Source organism: Streptomyces sp. NPDC048507 (genome assembly GCF_043199995.1).
Classification (GTDB): domain Bacteria; phylum Actinomycetota; class Actinomycetes; order Streptomycetales; family Streptomycetaceae; genus Streptomyces.
The window spans coordinates 374006-389689 of the sequence record NZ_JBICWZ010000003.1; the positions used below are offsets into that span (position 1 = coordinate 374006).

Consider the following 15684-nt stretch of genomic DNA (forward strand, 5'->3'; position numbering starts at 1 on the left):
GGTCTCGGCCTAGCCTCGGGTGAGCTTCTTGTAGGTGGCGCGGTGCGGGCGCGTGGCGTCCGGGCCGAGCCGCTCGACCTTGTTCTTCTCGTACGACTCGAAGTTGCCCTCGAACCAGAACCACTTGGATTCGCCCTCGTACGCCAGGATGTGCGTGGCGACTCGGTCCAGGAACCAGCGGTCGTGGGAGACGACCACGGCCGCACCGGGGAACTCCAGCAGCGCGTTCTCGAGCGAGCCCAGGGTTTCGACGTCGAGGTCGTTGGTGGGTTCGTCGAGGAGCAGCAGGTTGCCGCCCTGCTTGAGGGTCAGCGCCAGGTTCAGGCGGTTGCGCTCACCGCCGGAGAGCACGCCGGCGGCCTTCTGCTGGTCCGGACCCTTGAAGCCGAAGGCGCTGACGTACGCGCGGGACGGCATCTCGACGTTGCCGACGTTGATGTAGTCCAGCTCGTCCGACACGACCGCCCAGAGGCTCTTCTTGGGGTCGATGTTGGCGCGGCCCTGGTCCACGTACGAGATCTTGACGGTCTCGCCGACCTTGATCTCGCCGGAGTCCGGCGTCTCCAGGCCCTGGATCATCTTGAACAGCGTGGTCTTGCCGGCGCCGTTGGGGCCGATGATGCCGACGATGCCGTTGCGCGGCAGCGTGAAGGACAGGTCGTCGATGAGGACCTTGTCACCGAACGCCTTGGAGAGGTTGTTGACCTCGACCACGATCGAGCCCAGACGCGGGCCCGGCGGGATCTGGATCTCCTCGAAGTCGAGCTTGCGCATCTTGTCGGCCTCGGCCGCCATCTCCTCGTAGCGAGCGAGACGGGCCTTGGACTTCGCCTGGCGGCCCTTGGCGTTGGAGCGGACCCACTCCAGCTCTTCCTTGAGGCGCTTGGCGCGCTTCTCGTCCTTCTTGCCCTCGACCTTGAGGCGCTCGGCCTTCTTCTCCAGGTAGGTGGAGTAGTTGCCCTCGTAGGGGTGGGCGCGGCCGCGGTCGAGTTCGAGGATCCACTCGGCGACGTTGTCGAGGAAGTACCGGTCGTGGGTGACGGCCACGACGGCGCCCTTGTACTGGGCGAGGTGCTGCTCCAGCCAGTTCACGGACTCGGCGTCGAGGTGGTTGGTGGGCTCGTCGAGGAGCAGCAGGTCGGGGGCCTCCAGCAGCAGCTTGCAGAGGGCCACGCGGCGCTTCTCACCACCGGAGAGGTTGGTGACGGGCCAGTCGCCGGGCGGGCAGCCCAGCGCGTCCATGGCCTGCTCCAGCTGGGCGTCCAGGTCCCACGCGTTGGCGTGGTCCAGGTCGTCCTGGAGCTTGCCCATCTCGGCCATCAGCTCGTCGGTGTAGTTCGTCGCCATTTCCTCGGCGATCGCGTTGAACCGGTTGAGCTTGCCCTTGATCTCGCCGACGCCGTCCTCGACGTTCTCCAGGACGGTCTTGGACTCGTCGAGCTTGGGCTCCTGCATGAGGATGCCGACGGAGTAGCCCGGCGACAGGTACGCCTCACCGTTGGAGGGGTGCTCGATGCCCGCCATGATCTTCAGAACGGTGGACTTGCCGGCGCCGTTGGGGCCGACCACACCGATCTTCGCGCCGGGCAGGAAGTTCAGGAAGACGTCGTCAAGAATCACCTTGTCGCCGTGCGCCTTGCGCGTCTTGCGCATGGTGTAGATGAACTCAGCCAAGAGAAACCGTCCGGCAGATCGTTGGTGGGCAGATACACCCCATCTTGCCGTACGTCCATCCCCGGGCGGAAACGCGATCCCGCCCACGGACCGGGGCACGGGGCGGTGGGGGGCGGCCGCCGGACGGCCGACGGACGGGTAAAGCCCCTGTTCGGGGCGGGGGCGGGGGTGTCATCCTCGACGGCGGCCGGGGGGTGCCGGGGGCCGTCAAAGCGGATCGGGCACATCGGATACGGGGGGACGCGGAGCGTGGAGAACGGACTGCTGGCGCTGGCCAGCGCGGTGGTGGCGGTGGCGGGCACCCTGCTCGCGCCGGTGCTGTCGCAGCGGATCACGGCCCGGGCGCAGGAGGGCCAGTCCGACCGGCAGGAGCGGCTGGCGCGGGCCCAGTGGCAGCGGGACCAGCAGGTCGCCGAGCGGGACAAGCGGCGCGATTGCTACGTGAGCGCCAACGCCGGGTACCGCCGGTACCGGGTCGAGCTGATGAACCACCTGTGGGCCGTGCACCGGGACGACGTCACCCCGGAGGGCAGGGCGGCCCTGGAGGAGGCCCGGCACGCCATGCACTCCTCGTTCGCGGAGGCCCAGATGATCGCCTCCGACGCGGTGATGACGGAGCTGGACGGGCTGACCTCGGCGCTGTCGAAGGCGTACTCCTGGACGGTGCGGCTGGAGCGGGGGACGCCGGCGCCCGGGCGGGGGTTCGAGGAGATCCAGGCGGTGCTGCTGGACCTGGGCGGCACCTGGCAGCGCACCCGCTCCGTGATGCGGGCCGACCTCGGGGTCGAGCCGGGAGCGGACCCGCCGGGAGCCCCGGCCGACGGCTCCGGGGAGCGGCCGGCCGGGGAGTCGTAGCCCGGGACGTCCTCGCCCGGGGCGTCCTCGCCGGGGTGGGTCAGCGCGGGCGGTAGACGGTCAGGGCGTCGGGGAGGCCTTCGAGCACGAGCGCGGCGGGGGCGTGCGCGTACTCGCCGTCGTAGGCGAGCGGCGTGCCCTCCGGGATGTCCGCGATCCGCAGGCTGCGCATCTTGGTGGCCACGTGCACCGGGGAGCGGGTCAGCGGTCCGGTGAAGGCGGCGGCGAGCAGGCGGGAGCCGGGGCGGCCGCCGCCGTGGACGAGCCGCAGGTCGAGCAGGCCCTCGCCGAGGTGGTCGCGGCGGCGGGGGGTGGGCCCGGTGCCCTGGTAGGTGCCGTTCCCGGCGAAGAGGAGCCACACGTCGCGCGACCGCCCGGCCAGGGTCAGCCGTACCGGCCGCTCGGCCCGCAGCACCCGCCAGGCCGCCAGCACCGCGGCCGGGCCGCCGCCGATCCGGGGCGCCCACTTCAGCCGGTGCCGCAGCAGCTCGGGATAGGCCCCGATGCTGAAGTTGTTCAGGAAGTACCCGGCCTCGTCCACCGTCCCGGAGCCGGAAGCGGAGCCCGCCGCGGAGCCGGAACCGGAACCCGTCCCGGCACCCCGGCCGGAGTCCGCACCGGAGTCCGGGTCCGCGCCCGGAACGCCGTCCGGGTCCGCGGCCGGGGGCGCCGCCCGGCCCGGGTGGCTGGTCGGGGCCGGGGTGAAGCGGCCCACCGAGACCCGGACCGCCTCGCCCGAGGCGACCGCCCGGCAGGTGTCCTCCGCCCCGGCGAGCCCGAGGTCCAGCGCGAAGTGGTTCAGCGTGCCCCCCGGGAACACCGCGAGGGGCACCCCGGCCCGCAGCGCGGCGGTGGCGGCGGCGTTGACGGTACCGTCGCCCCCGCACACCCCCAGCACCGTGGCGCGGGCGGCGGCAGCGGCCAGCTCGGCCTCCAGCTCGCTCCCGGAGCACTCCACGAGCTCCGCTTCCGGCAGCCGCTTGCGCAGGACGTCGAGCCCCGCCACGGCGGCGGTCCCCGACCCGGAGTTCACCACCACCGTCAGCCCGGCCCCGTCCGGCAGCGCGGGCACCCCGCTCGCCCGGCGTTCGTCGCCCGGGACCACCCGGGCCCGCTGCACTGCCCGTACGGTCCGGTGGACGACGACCCCCGCCGCCACCCCCCACGCGGCGCCCACCGCCACGTCCGAGGGGTAGTGGACACCGGTGTAGATCCGGGAGAACGCCACCGACGCCGCGACCGGCGCCACCAGCGCGCCCCAGCCGGGCGCCTCCGACGCCAGCCCCGCGGCGAAGGCGAAGGCCGAGGCGGAGTGCCCGGAGGGGAACGAGGTCGTCCACGGCGCCACGGCGGGCCGCCGCGCCAGCGGCACCCCGTCCAGCAGCGGGCGGGGCCTGCGCACGGACCACTTCCCGACCGTGTTGATGGTCGCGGAGGCCAGCGCGAGCGAGGCAGCCCCGCTCAGCGCGCCCTTGCGCCCCCGGGCCGAGCCGAGGGCGGCGATCGCCAGCGCGGTCCCGCCCCACAGCACTCCGTGGTTCGCCGCCCGCCCGAGCCGCGGCAGCACCCGGTCCGCTCCCGGCCAGTGCCGCCGGGCCACCTCGTCGAACAGCCGCCGGTCCCACCGCGCGACCGCACCCCGCCAGGTCAGTTCTTGATCACCCATCCCCCGCGCCTACCCCGGCAGCGGCCCGCGGAATCAGCCTTCGGCTCCCTCGGACCCCACCGCGTCCTCCTCTCCCTCCAACGGCCGCTTGCGCAGCAGCAGAACGACCATGCCGCCCAGCACGACCAGACCCACCGCCAGCGAGGCGATCACCGGTGTGGCCGCCGAGCTGCCGCTGGTGGCCAGCCGCTCCTCGTCCGGGGAGTCCGGCGACTGCGAAGCCGACGTGTCCGCGGCCGGCAGTTCGGCCGACCCGGCCAGCGTGCCCACCGTTCCCGTCGCGGCCTGCGCCGCCGGCCGCGGCCAGACCGCCGTGGCGGTGGCGGTCGCCGCGGCGTCGCTGGAGCCGGCCACGATCTGCGCCTCGGCCGGGATCCCGCTGGTGAAGACCCGCCCGACGGGCACCTTCGTGGAGCCCTGAACGATGACCGAGGCCGTCCCGTCCGGGGTGCCGGCCGGGACCTCGAAGTAGAGCGGCGTCCCGTTGGCCGCGGAGCCGACCGCCCGCCCCTCGGCATCCACCACCCGCACCCCCATGGCCAGGGCCGCCGCGTCCGGGGTCACCGTCACGCTCTGCGCCCCCGTCCGCACGGTCACCGGCCCCAGCCGGGTTCCGGCCGGACCCGTGACCGTTCCGGACACCCGCCCGGGGTCCAGGTCCAGCGAGGCCGGCGGCTCCGGCAGCCGGCCCGCCTCCCGCTGGAGGTAGTCGGCCAGCCGCTCCGCCTCCGGGTCGGCCGCCTCCACCTGCGCACCGTCGGCCAGTCGCCAGATGGCCACCTGCGTCCCGGCGGCGGCGCTCTCGGCGGTCAGCGCCCCGGCTCCGGCCTGCTTCGCCAGCCCCGCCAGGTCGTTGCGCTGGGGGTAGGAGTGCTCCAGCACCCAGCGGATCCGGCCCGCCTCGGCGTTCCCGGCCAGCAGACTGCCGTTCCAGCCGCTCTCGCTGTACCGGGCCTGCGGCTGCGCGTAGCCCGCGACGCCCACTCCGTAGGTCTGGAGCATGCCGCCGCCGTCGACGCGCATCTCGTAGAGCCCCGCCGGGATCTGCCGGACGGAGCCGTCCAGGGTGTGCAGGACCGCCTGTCCGTACGTCTTCAGACCGTCCAGCACGGCGCTCGCGCCCCCGGCCGCCCGGCCCGCGTCCGGGTCGGCGGAATCCGCCGAGGCCCTCGCCCCCGGCCCACTGGCGAGGGCGGCGGCGGTGAGCAGGGCCACGGCAGCGGCACGCCGGACGGAGCCGCGCGGCGCACCCCCGCCGCTCGGGACACCGCCCACGACACCGCCCGGCACAGCGCCGCCGGCAGCGGGAGCGGACGGGGGAACGCAAGCGGGAGCGGCGGGAAGCGGAACCGCGGCCCGGGACGCTTCGGGAGCCGGTGGCGCGGCGGACGCCCGGGCCGGTCTGCCCGTGGCCGGGGCGCCGGCCCCGGCGGGAGGAACGGTCGCGGCCACCGGGGCGGCGGATCCGACGCGTGGCGTGGCGGAGTCGTCGCAGGGCGTGGCGGATGCGCGGAACGCAGAGGACGCAGCGGACGCAGACGACGCGGAGGACGCGGGAACAGCAATCGACACAGTCTTCCCCTTCGGGCCATAGACCCAGGTGCCCGTGAGTACCGGGGAATCCTATCCGCCTCGAACACTCAGACCACCGCCGCGTTCTGAGGCCCCATCAGCGGGGTGTCCGTCTTGACCACCCGCCGGAAGGCAGCCGTTCCGCGATTGAGGTCGTGTCCGATGGCCACCGCGTCGATGTCCGCGGAGAACCACCGGACGCCGTCGCCGTCGGGCGGGTCCTCCCGGACCCGTAGCCTTCCGTGCACCACGAGCGGTTCCCCGACCGCGACGGAACCGGCCAGGTTGACCGCCAGCACCCGCCGCGCCCAGACCGTGTAGAAGCTGGTGGCGGCGTCCGTCCAGGTGTCGGTGCGCCGGTCGAAGTACCGCGGGGTCACCGCGAAGCGGAACCGCGCGGACGGCCCGGTCTGCGTCTCCTTGAAGTCGATCTGCGTCGCCACGTACCCCACCAGCGTCACCAGGGTGTCGTTCATCCCGGCCGCCCTCCCCCATGTCCCGCACCCGTCCGGACCCTCCGCACGGCGTACGAACATGCTGGCGCGGGAGCGCCGTTCCCGCTCCGGCCTGTGGATTACTGGCGGGTTGTGGACAACTTCGTCCCCCCTGCGGCGACCGCCGCGTACTGCTCGCGCACCTCGCGGTAGCGCAGCAGCTCCGCCGCCACCGGCTCCAGCACCCGGGCCCGTCCGCATCCGGCCGCGGCCTGGCGCAGTTTGCGTTCGGCGTCCTGCCCGTAGCGCCGCGCCGGACCCCGGGCCGCGATCGAGCAGGCCCACTCCACGAGCGGCCCGCCGATGATGCCCGCCACCATGAACAGCACCGGCGGCATCAGCTTCGGCTCCAGGACCCCGACGATCTGACCGACCAACCAGAGCCCGCCGAAGATCTGCACCAGCGTCATCGCCGCCTGCGCCAGCACGGCGGCCGGCCACCAGGTGGGACGCGGGGGCTTGGCGGTGGGGACCGCGACCGCGGCGCCGAGCGTCACCGCCAGCTCGTCCAGGGCCTCCGGGAGACGTTCGGCGCCCCGCACCGCGGTCTCCCGTACGGCCTGCGCCCAGGGGTCGGGCAGCCCGATGACCGCCTCGTCGGCGACGGTCCGCACGGCCTGCTCCACCCGCTGGCGGGCGGTCACCTCCTCCTCGACCGGAGCCGCGGGCGAGGACGCCGGGGTGCGGCCGATCGCGGCGAGGGCGGCCAGGCCCGCCAGGGTGCGCGGGGCGCGCCGGTTCTCGTACCAGCGCCACAGCCGCAGCCAGGGCGTGCCGCAGGCCCGGCCGGCGTTGCGCCGCCAGGCCCGTTCGGCGGCGAGCCCGGCCGCGTACGCCCCCACCGCCTCGGCGAGCCGGTCCTCGAACTCGGCGCGGGCGGCCTCGCCGATCTCGGGTCCGGCGTGTCCGTCGGCCACGTACAGGTGTCTCAGGCGTCCGGCGGCCCGGTCGACATCGGCGGAGATCCGCCGGGTCGCGGCGCCCTTCTCCTGAGTGAACTGTCCGAGGAGCTCGCGCAGTTCCCCGACGCCCTCACCCGTCAGGGCGGACAGTCCGAGCACGGTGGCGCCCGGTTCCCCGTGTTCGCCGAGCGCGATGCCGTCGTCGTCGAGGAGCCGTCGCAGGTCGTCCAGGACGAGGTCGGCGGCCTCCCCGGGCAGCCGGTCCACCTGGTTGAGCACCACGAACGTCACCTCGGCGTGTCCGGCCAGCGGCCGCAGGTAGCGCTCGTGCAGCACGGCGTCCGCGTACTTCTCCGGGTCCACCACCCACACCACGGCGTCGACGAGTGCCAGCACCCGGTCCACGTGGTCGCGGTGCACGCCGAGCGCCGAGTCCAGGTCGGGCAGGTCGACGAGGACCATCCCGCGCAGGGCCTCGGCCTCGGAGCTCTCGCGGGGCCTGCGGCGCAGCCGGCCGGGGATCTCCAGCCTGTCCAGCAGTCCGGCCGCCCCGTCCGACCAGCTGCACGCGATCGGCGCGGCGGTGGTCGGGCGGCGCAGCCCGGTCTCGGAGATCTGCACTCCGGCGAGTGAATTGAAGAGCGTGGACTTGCCGCTTCCGGTGGCTCCGGCGATGGCGACGACCGTGTGCTGGGTGGAGAGTCCCCGGCGCGCCGCCGCCTCGTCCAGCACCCGGCCGGCTTCGGCGAGGGTCTTGCCGTCGAGGCGGGTGCGGGACAGTCCGACGAGCTGGCGCAGGGCGTCGAGGCGCATCCGCAGGGCCCGCGCCTCGGGGCTCAGTGGTGGCGCGGGGACCTTGCCGCCGTCGCTGCCGGCGCCGGAGACGGCCCGGACGAGGGCCTCGTCACCGGCGCGCCGTTCCTCGTCGAGCTCCTCGTCCAGCTCCCGGTCCAGGTCTTGGTCCAGGTCCAGACCCAGGTGGGCGGCCAGGCCGGCATCCAGGCCGGCGCCGGTTCCGGCCGCGCCGGAGGCGTCGCGGCCGTCGCCCACGCCGGTCCCGGTGCCGGTCCCGGTGGCGGAGGCGGAGGCGGCGCCGGAGGCGCGGGCGGCCTTGCGGGAGACCCGGTGGCGCGAACGCGCGATGAAGCCGTCGTCCCAGCGGTCGTCGGTGCGGTCGCGGTCGGTCAGGGCGGTCACCGCGTCACCTCTCCTTCTGCAGTAGGGACAGCGCGGCGATCAGCTCGGCCTGCGGTTCCGGGGTCACTTCGAGTGCTTCCAGCGGGGCGAGCCTGCGGTCCCGTTCGGCGCGCAGCACCTGGTCGAGGTGTTCGGCGACCAGCTCCCCGCCCCGGTCGCGCAGGCGTACGGCGGCCTGTACGCCGATCCGTTCGGCGAGCTTCTCCCCGGCGGGGCGGGCCCGCTTCCCGCCCAGCAGGGCGGCGACGAGGAGGGCGGCGATGCCGTCGGGGTCGGGTGCGGGCTGCTTGTCGAGCCGGGCGACCTCTTCCTCGGCGAGTTCCTCCAGCACGCGCCGCCACCGCCGGACGGCCATGCCGATACGTTCCGCCGCCTCCCGGTCGGGCGCGGGCAGGGCCACCGCTCCGGCGGCCGGCTCGCGCCGCCAGGCGGCGGCGATCCGTTCGTCGGCGGCGGCCACGGCGCACTGGAGCAGGGCGGCGAGGGATTCCGCGAGGGAGTCGAGGAGTTCGTCGGCGCTGGTGTCGAGGGGGTAGCCGCGCCACCGGGTGAGCGCGTCCCCGGCGAGCACGGCGCCCCGGTCGAGGCGGTTGCGGACCCGCTTGCCCTCCTGCCTGTACGCGTCCTCGACGGCCGAGGTCAGCCGTACGGCGGCCGCGTGCTGGGCGGCCACGGCGGAGGCGAGTTCGGGCATGCGCCGGCCGAGGGAGTCGAGTGCGCCCAGCGCGGTCCGCCCGACGGCGTACTGCCGGGCGGCCGGGTCCTGGACGTGGTGGGTGAGCCAGGCGAGCAGCGGCGCGACGGCGCTGGCCGGGAGCAGCCCGCCCCCGCCGGCCGACTCGGGCAGCTCGGGCACGGTGAAGCGCGGTACGTCGCCCAGCCCGGCCCGCGTGAGCAGGGCCCCGTACTGGCGCGAGACCTCGGCGAGCACCTGGTGCGGCACCCGGTCGAGGACGGTGACCAGGGTGGCCTTGTACTGCTTGGCGGTGCGCAGCAGGTGCCAGGGGACGGCGTCGGCGTAGCGCGAGGCGGTGGTGACCATGACCCAGACGTCGGCGGCGCAGATGAGCTGCGCGGCGAGCGTCCGGTTCTCGACCACGAGGGAGTCGATGTCGGGGGCGTCGAGCACGGCGAGCCCGCGCGGGAGGGTGGAGACGGTCTCGACCCGCAGTTCGCGGGTCGCGGTGCGCTGGTTCGGTCCGCGCGGGAGGCCCTTCTTGGGCGGGGGGAGGAGTTCGTCGTCGCCCTCGGGAGACCACAGGCGCATGAGGTCGGGGAGGATGCGCATCCCGGCGAACCAGTGGTGGTCGTCCGGATGGCAGACGAGCACGGGGGTGCGCGTCGTCGGCCGCAGGACCCCGGCCTCACTCACCTGGCGTCCGACCAGGGAGTTGACGAGGGTGGACTTACCGGCCCCGGTGGACCCGCCGACGACGGCGAGCATCGGCGCCTCGGGCGCCTTCAGCCGGGGTACGAGGTAGTCGTCGAGCTGTGCGAGCAGCTCGGCTCTGGTCTGCCGGGCGCGCGGGGCGCCGGGCAGGGGCAGCGGCAGACGCACGGACGCGACCCGGTCGCGCAGGGCGGACAGGGCATCGAGCAGCTGAGGCCGTACATCCAAGGTCACCACATGCGAAGAATGCCCAATTTGGGACCATTTTTGAAGCTTATACGCCCTCTGCGCGCCGAGCGCTACTCCACCAGGACATCCTGGACACCGAGGACGAGTGGGGACGCAGGCATAACGAGTGCACAACACCCAGGCCGACGCGGCGCAAAAGCGATGCGCGAATCGCACCTGCCTGCGATTATCGGGACCGCTTCACCGAACCTCCACATCGTGGCACGCGAGTGAAGCAACCGGGACAAGGCGACCGGAGCCCTATCCTTGACCCGGCACGGACCGCAGTCCCACCCCCACCAAGGGGCTCCAGGCCAACACGGTCACCTTCCGGCCCCCGTAGCTCAGTGGATAGAGCAGGCGCCTTCTAAGCGCTTGGCCGCAGGTTCGAGTCCTGCCGGGGGCGCTCGCGCCAGGCCGGTCCGGCCCCTCCTCCGGGAGGGGCCGCAGGCCCGGGGCGCGGGGCCTGGGCCGCGTCGGCCCGCCACCGGGCCGTCATCGCGGCGCCGGTACAGTACGCGGATGGCGAACCTACGCGAGCAGATCCTCGGCGAACTCGGCGCCCGGCCGACCATCGTGCCCAAGGTCGAGATCCGGCGACGGATCGACTTCCTCAAGGACTACCTGAAGTCCACCCCCGCCAAGGGCTACGTGCTCGGGATCAGCGGCGGCCAGGACAGCAGCCTGGCGGGCCGGCTCTGCCAGATCGCCGCCGAGGAACTGCGCACCGAGGGGCACGGGGCCGTCTTCGTCGCGGTGCGGCTGCCCTACGGCGTACAGGCCGACGAGCACGACGCCCAGATCGCGCTGGAGTTCATCGGCCCCGACCGGTCGGTCGCGGTGAACGTCAAGCCGAGCGCGGACGCGGTCTCCGCCGAGACGGCGGCCGGCCTGCGGGAGCTGCTCGGCGAGGACCACGGCGACGGAACCGCCACCGCCCCGGGCGCCGCCACGGACAGCGGGCTGCGGGACTTCGTGCGCGGCAACGTCAAGGCCCGCGAGCGGATGGTGATCCAGTACGCGATCGCCGGGCAGCTCGGCCTGATCGTCGTGGGCACCGACCACGCGGCCGAGGCGCTGACCGGCTTCTTCACCAAGTACGGCGACGGCGGTGCCGACGTCACCCCGCTGACCGGGCTGAGCAAGCGCCAAGGTGCCGCACTGCTGCAGGAATTGGGTGCGCCGCCCAGCGTGTGGGAGAAGGTGCCGACCGCCGACCTGGAGGACGACCGGCCGGCGCTGCCCGACGAGGTGGCGCTGGGCCTGACGTACGCCGAGATCGACGACTACCTGGAGGGCTGCGACGTCACCCCCGAGGTGGCGGCGAAGGTGGAGTCGGTCTACCTCGCGACCCGGCACAAGCGGACCGTCCCGGTCACCCCGCTGGACGGCTGGTGGCGCGGCTGAGACCGGACCACCGGACGGCGGCGGGGCGGGGAGGTACAGCCGTCCCGCCCGACGGGGGTGCGGGCGGGACGGGGATCAGGGTGGGTCAGGCCGCCGGGGCGTCCTGCACCGGGGCGTCCTGCGCCGGGGCGTCCTGCGGGGAGACGCCGAAGGCCTTGACCGCCTGGTAGTAGGTCCAGGCCGTGCTGTCGCAGGAGCCCTTCTTGACGCCCGAGTACTGCGAGCACACCCGCTTGAGGTCCGCGTACAGGGCGTCGTCCAGGCGGGACTTGTTGGCGGGGAAGGCGCCCGCCGCCTTGTAGTTGCGGTAGCCGAAGTCGTGGCGCGCGCAGGCCGTCTGGAACGGGAAGCCGAAGGGGTTGTCCGGCGAGGACGAGCAGTAGTCGGTGGACCAGTCGAAGCCGTACGAGGACCAGGCGGACTGGTTCCCGCGCGCCGAGACCCAGGAGTTGTAGCTGGCCGCGCTGGTCTGCGTCCAGCCGCTGAGCACCTGCGGCTTGTCCGCCGGGGCCGCCGACGCGGGGGTGGCGACGGCGAGCAGACCCGCGGCCGCCCCGGCGGCGAGCAGGGGAGCGAGACGAAGACGCATGGCATTCCTCCGGGTGGGGACGGGGGCGGGTCCGGCGAGCGGGTGGTGGAGCCGGTGTGGAGCGGTGTGGAGCGAGTCGTCCTGCCGTCCGGCCAACTGTGCGGTCCGGCGGGTGGGTTCACTCTCACGGCGGGCCCTATCCCCGCCCCCCACGGCTCCTATACACGGCTGCGCGACCGCGGACGGGGGAGGTCCCCGGACCTACGCCGGCCCTCCGCACCGCTCTCAGGTATGACGGCGCATCCGACTTCAGACAGAGACGCGATTCGTACTGCGGAGGGACGCGCGAACGGCCCCGGCCACGAACACTTGTGGGTATGAACCGCCGTCCGCTCGTCATCGCCGCCGCCACCGTGGGAGCCCTTGCCACCGCGGCGCTCGCCCTGCCGAACCTTCCGCCCAACCCGGTCACGGAGACCCTCAACGACCGGTTCTTCAAGGAGAAGGGCAGGCACTTCGCCACCGCCGCGGACGCGCCCACGCGCGGCGACATGGCGTTCGTGCTGCCGGGCTGGATACCGAAGGACGCCACCGACGTACGGGTGCGGGTGCGCACCACCGGCGAAGCCCGGCTGATCCGGTTCACCCTGGGCAAGACCCCGCTCGACGGTCCGCAGTGCGCCGTCAGCGCCCCGAAGAAGGCCGGCGGGCCGCATCTGAAGGCCCGTTGGTGGCCCGGCGACATCCAGGCCGGGGAACGGCCCGAGTGCCGGGGGCCCTACCAGTACCAGGTCGCGGTGCGCGGCAAGAAGGTCTACGCGTGGACCGACGGCACGCCCTCGCCGGGGGCGCGAATACGGGACGGCAAGCCCGCCCCGGCACCGGCCTTCGCCGTCCCGGCCGCACACCGCTGACCCGTCGGCGGTCCGTCGGACCGGGCCGGGCGGGGGCGGTGACCGGCTCGGGGGCGGGTCAGGCGGTGGTGCGGGTGAGGGCCGCGGCGGTGGCGCGGGCGAAGGCGTCCGGGTTGTCGAGCATGATGTTGTGCCCGCAGTCCGCGATGGCCACGACCTCGACCCCGGCGGCCTCCAGGGCCTCGGCGCCGGCGAGGGCGCCGTCGCTCGCGGGGTACAGGAAGCTGCGCGGGACCTTCAGGTCCAGCAGGAGTTCCCTCATGGTGGGCGTGGTGCCCGCGGCGAGGTGGACGGCAGTGCGGTGCAGGGCGGTGCGGCCGGCCAGCCGCATGGTCGACCACCAGTGCGCGCCGACCCGGTCGCGGACCTCGGCCCAGCCGCCGGCCAGGAACTCCTCCTCCGTGTAGGAGGCGATCCCGCCGCTGCCCGGGGACCGGGGGACGACGGGGACCGGGTCGAGGTTGGCGTCGACCAGGACGAGCCGGGAGACCAGCTCGGGGTGCCGGGCGGCCAGCACGATGGCCACGGCCCCGCCCATGCTGTGGGCGATCACCTCGGCTCCCCGCACCCCGGCCGCGGTCAGCGCGAGCGCCAGTGCGTCGGCGTGCGCCTCCAGGGTGTAGGTGAAGGCTTCGGGGCGGTCGCTGTGCCCGTGGCCCAGCAGGTCCACCAGCAGCGAGCGCCGCCCGGCGAGCAGCGGGTGCGCGGCGGAGGCGGCGAAATAGGCGGGCGAGGTGGAGCCGAGTCCGTGGAGGTAGACGCGGGCCTGGTCCTCCCCGGGGAGCTCGGCCCATCGGATCCGGTCGCCTTCGGGCGTCACTTCTGCGCTGCGCACGACGCGTTCCCCCGCTCTCGTGAAAGATCGTTCCGGGCCGAGGGTAACCGGCTCGGGGAGGGCCTCGTCTACTCTCATCGGGTGAGCGAGTACGTGAACCAACTCGACGGGGCCGCGCCCTCGACCGGCGTGCTCCCGGTGGGCACCGGGGCGGCCGTGTGGTCGCTGAACACCACGCGCGAGGTGATCGGCGGGCACGAGGCGGCCGGGGCGGTCCCGCTGCTGGACGCGACGGAGCAGGACCGCCTCTCGCGTCTGCTGCGCCCGGCCGACCGGCGCAGCTACCTGGCCTCCCACCTGGGGCTGCGGGTGCTGCTGGGCGCGTACCTGGACCTGGCGCCGGAGAAGGTGTCGCTGGTGCGGGAGGACTGCCCCTGCTGCGGCGGGCCGCACGGCCGCCCCGCCGTGGCCGGGGGCGCGGTGCACTTCTCGCTCTCACACAGCGACGACATGGCGTACTTCGCCTTCGCGGGGGTTCCGGTCGGCGTGGACATCGAGGGGCTGCCGAGCGCCAGCGCGGTGGAGGACGTCCTCGCCACCCTGCATCCGGCGGAGACGGCGGAGCTCGCCGGCCTGCCCGCGGTGGAGCGGTCCGCCGCGCTCGCCCGGGTGTGGTCCCGCAAGGAGGCCTACCTGAAGGCCACCGGTACCGGGCTCGCGCTGGGTCTGGCCGAGCCGTACGTGGGCTCGGCGGCCACCCCGGCGCCGGTGTCCGGCTGGATCCTGCGCGACCTCCCGGCGCCCGACACCTACGCCGCCGCCCTCGCCCTGCGCACCGCCTGACGCGGCGCTACCCGACGCGGCTAGCCGACCCGGGCGGCGCGGGCCCGGGCCGCCCGGGCCAGCTCCGGCCACAGGCCGGCCAGCCAGTCCCGGACCGGCCCGGCGCCCGGCAGGCCCGGCGGGACGGCGTCGTGCAGGGCGGCCGTCTCCGGTTCCAGCGCGCGGTGACGGACCAGGATCTCCGGCTCGGCGGGCCCCGGCGCGGCCACGCGCACGCTGCGCAGGAACATCACGTTCGCCGCGATCAGCCACACCCCGTCACCCGCGCCCGACAGCACGGCTCCGGACGCCCCGGCGGCGCCGCCGGCCAGCGCCCAGGGGTCCGGCGCCAGGTACCGCACCTCCCCCACGCCGGTGAACTCCGCCGCGGCGGCGCACATCGCGCAGGGCTCGTGCGTGCTCCACAGGGTGGTGGCGGCGAGGCTCCACTCCGTGCGGGCGGCGCCGAGGGCGTTCATCTCGGCGTGGGCCAGCGGCGTGCCCCGCAGCGGCCCGGTGCCCGGGCCGGCTTCGTACGCCTCGTTGCGGCCCTCGGCGAGGACCGCTCCCGCCGGATCGGTGAGGACCGCCCCCACCGCCAGGCCCCCGGCGGTCAGCGCCTCGTGGGCGAGCGCCAGCGCCCGCCGTGCCGCCTCCGGCGCGGACCGCCACACCAGACCGAACTCCCCGCCCCCACGCACCGTCATGTCCGCATGATCGCGCCCCGGACCCCCTAGGGTCACCGCCATGGACATCCGACGTGCCGACACTCCCGCCGAACTCCAGTCCGCCGAAGGCCTCTTCGACGGTCCCGCCCGCGAGGAGTGGTCGCGCCGCTTCCTCGACTCGCCGGGCCACCTGATGCTGATCGCCTACGTCGACGGGGTACCCGCCGGCATGGTCTCCGGCATCGAGATGACCCACCCGGACAAGGGCACCGAGATGTGCCTGTACGAGCTGTCCGTGGACGAGGGCTACCGGCGGCGCGGAATCGGCCGCGCGCTGACCCTGGCGCTCGCCGAGGAGGCCAAGGCGCGCGGCTGCTACGGGATGTGGGTGGGCGTCGACAGCGACAACGGACCCGCCCTGGCCACGTACGCCGCCGCGGGCGGCGAGGACGAGGGGGGCTTCGCGATGCGCGGCTGGGACCTCGGACCGGGAGCGACCGCGGGCCCGTGAGCCGGGGGCGGCGGCCGGGTGGTCCCGGGCCCCGCGACGCGCCCTCCGCGGCGGCGTGTCGCGGGGCCACTCGGAGCACC

Annotated in this window: 14 protein-coding genes and 1 tRNA gene; 6 read left to right on the forward strand and 9 right to left on the reverse strand. The window is 74.5% G+C overall.

Annotated elements, in window-relative coordinates; genetic code table 11:
• Positions 1 to 9 precede the first annotated feature (9 nt).
• Entirely contained in the window at positions 10 to 1674 is a 1665-nt protein-coding gene (ettA, locus tag ACGFXC_RS10775) for an energy-dependent translational throttle protein EttA (RefSeq protein WP_393711577.1), read from the reverse strand.
• Between the two features lie 249 nt (positions 1675 to 1923).
• Between ettA and ACGFXC_RS10780 the strand changes: the two genes are divergently transcribed.
• Positions 1924 to 2529: a hypothetical protein gene (locus ACGFXC_RS10780; RefSeq protein WP_393711579.1), complete on the forward strand. Its 606-nt coding sequence runs from the start codon at positions 1924 to 1926 to the stop codon at positions 2527 to 2529.
• A gap of 40 nt (positions 2530 to 2569) precedes the next feature.
• Here ACGFXC_RS10780 and ACGFXC_RS10785 read toward each other — a convergent pair whose 3' ends face one another.
• The 5 genes from ACGFXC_RS10785 to ACGFXC_RS10805 all read right to left on the reverse strand — a co-directional run bounded on the left by ACGFXC_RS10785 (position 2570) and on the right by ACGFXC_RS10805 (position 9978).
• Positions 2570 to 4195 carry a bifunctional phosphatase PAP2/diacylglycerol kinase family protein gene (locus ACGFXC_RS10785; protein WP_393711580.1) on the reverse strand — a complete coding sequence of 542 codons (1626 nt, stop codon included), beginning with the start codon at positions 4193 to 4195 and terminating at the stop codon, positions 2570 to 2572.
• A 33-nt stretch (positions 4196 to 4228) separates the two neighbouring features.
• Positions 4229 to 5410, reverse strand: a complete 1182-nt coding sequence (locus ACGFXC_RS10790) for a TQXA domain-containing protein (protein ID WP_393711582.1) — start codon at positions 5408 to 5410, stop codon at positions 4229 to 4231.
• Between the two features lie 425 nt (positions 5411 to 5835).
• The gene (locus ACGFXC_RS10795) at positions 5836 to 6243 is read right to left on the reverse strand and encodes a single-stranded DNA-binding protein (protein ID WP_393711584.1); all 408 of its coding nucleotides are present in this window, start codon (positions 6241 to 6243) and stop codon (positions 5836 to 5838) included.
• A 98-nt stretch (positions 6244 to 6341) separates the two neighbouring features.
• Positions 6342 to 8360: a GTPase gene (locus ACGFXC_RS10800; protein WP_393711586.1), complete on the reverse strand. Its 2019-nt coding sequence runs from the start codon at positions 8358 to 8360 to the stop codon at positions 6342 to 6344.
• A gap of 4 nt (positions 8361 to 8364) precedes the next feature.
• A complete protein-coding gene (locus tag ACGFXC_RS10805; RefSeq protein WP_393712196.1) occupies positions 8365 to 9978 on the reverse strand; it encodes a dynamin family protein in 1614 nt (537 codons plus the stop codon).
• Between the two features lie 333 nt (positions 9979 to 10311).
• Between ACGFXC_RS10805 and ACGFXC_RS10810 the strand changes: the two genes are divergently transcribed.
• Positions 10312 to 10384: transfer RNA gene (locus tag ACGFXC_RS10810), tRNA-Arg, on the forward strand.
• Between the two features lie 116 nt (positions 10385 to 10500).
• The gene (nadE, locus tag ACGFXC_RS10815; protein ID WP_393711588.1) at positions 10501 to 11385 is read left to right on the forward strand and encodes an ammonia-dependent NAD(+) synthetase; all 885 of its coding nucleotides are present in this window, start codon (positions 10501 to 10503) and stop codon (positions 11383 to 11385) included.
• 85 nt (positions 11386 to 11470) lie between these two features.
• Here nadE and ACGFXC_RS10820 read toward each other — a convergent pair whose 3' ends face one another.
• Positions 11471 to 11974 (reverse strand): phospholipase, encoded by a 504-nt coding sequence (locus ACGFXC_RS10820; protein WP_393711590.1) that lies wholly within the window; start codon positions 11972 to 11974, stop codon positions 11471 to 11473.
• Positions 11975 to 12291: 317 nt separating this feature from the next.
• On the opposite strand from ACGFXC_RS10820, the gene ACGFXC_RS10825 reads away from it, so the two are divergent.
• A complete protein-coding gene (locus tag ACGFXC_RS10825; protein ID WP_393711592.1) occupies positions 12292 to 12828 on the forward strand; it encodes a hypothetical protein in 537 nt (178 codons plus the stop codon).
• Between the two features lie 58 nt (positions 12829 to 12886).
• Here the strand turns inward: ACGFXC_RS10825 and ACGFXC_RS10830 are convergent, their stop codons facing one another.
• The gene (locus ACGFXC_RS10830; RefSeq protein ID WP_393711594.1) at positions 12887 to 13663 is read right to left on the reverse strand and encodes an alpha/beta fold hydrolase; all 777 of its coding nucleotides are present in this window, start codon (positions 13661 to 13663) and stop codon (positions 12887 to 12889) included.
• 81 nt (positions 13664 to 13744) lie between these two features.
• On the opposite strand from ACGFXC_RS10830, the gene ACGFXC_RS10835 reads away from it, so the two are divergent.
• A complete protein-coding gene (locus ACGFXC_RS10835) occupies positions 13745 to 14446 on the forward strand; it encodes a 4'-phosphopantetheinyl transferase family protein (RefSeq protein WP_393711596.1) in 702 nt (233 codons plus the stop codon).
• A gap of 20 nt (positions 14447 to 14466) precedes the next feature.
• On the opposite strand, the gene ACGFXC_RS10840 is transcribed toward ACGFXC_RS10835, so the two are convergent.
• Positions 14467 to 15132: a nucleoside deaminase gene (locus ACGFXC_RS10840; protein ID WP_393711598.1), complete on the reverse strand. Its 666-nt coding sequence runs from the start codon at positions 15130 to 15132 to the stop codon at positions 14467 to 14469.
• A 40-nt stretch (positions 15133 to 15172) separates the two neighbouring features.
• Between ACGFXC_RS10840 and ACGFXC_RS10845 the strand changes: the two genes are divergently transcribed.
• Entirely contained in the window at positions 15173 to 15604 is a 432-nt protein-coding gene (locus tag ACGFXC_RS10845) for a GNAT family N-acetyltransferase (RefSeq protein WP_393711600.1), read from the forward strand.
• Positions 15605 to 15684 lie beyond the last annotated feature (80 nt).

What these genes read in the sequence shown, in the direction of transcription:
- ACGFXC_RS10840 (WP_393711598.1), bottom strand. Translation starts at nt 15,132, where the DNA reads ATGACGGTGCGTGGGGGCGGGGAGTTCGGTCTGGTGTGGCGGTCCGCG.
- ACGFXC_RS10795 (WP_393711584.1), bottom strand. Translation starts at nt 6,243, where the DNA reads ATGAACGACACCCTGGTGACGCTGGTGGGGTACGTGGCGACGCAGATC.
- nadE (WP_393711588.1), top strand. Translation starts at nt 10,501, where the DNA reads ATGGCGAACCTACGCGAGCAGATCCTCGGCGAACTCGGCGCCCGGCCG.
- ACGFXC_RS10820 (WP_393711590.1), bottom strand. Translation starts at nt 11,974, where the DNA reads ATGCGTCTTCGTCTCGCTCCCCTGCTCGCCGCCGGGGCGGCCGCGGGT.
- ACGFXC_RS10845 (WP_393711600.1), top strand. Translation starts at nt 15,173, where the DNA reads ATGGACATCCGACGTGCCGACACTCCCGCCGAACTCCAGTCCGCCGAA.
- ACGFXC_RS10785 (WP_393711580.1), bottom strand. Translation starts at nt 4,195, where the DNA reads ATGGGTGATCAAGAACTGACCTGGCGGGGTGCGGTCGCGCGGTGGGAC.
- ACGFXC_RS10825 (WP_393711592.1), top strand. Translation starts at nt 12,292, where the DNA reads ATGAACCGCCGTCCGCTCGTCATCGCCGCCGCCACCGTGGGAGCCCTT.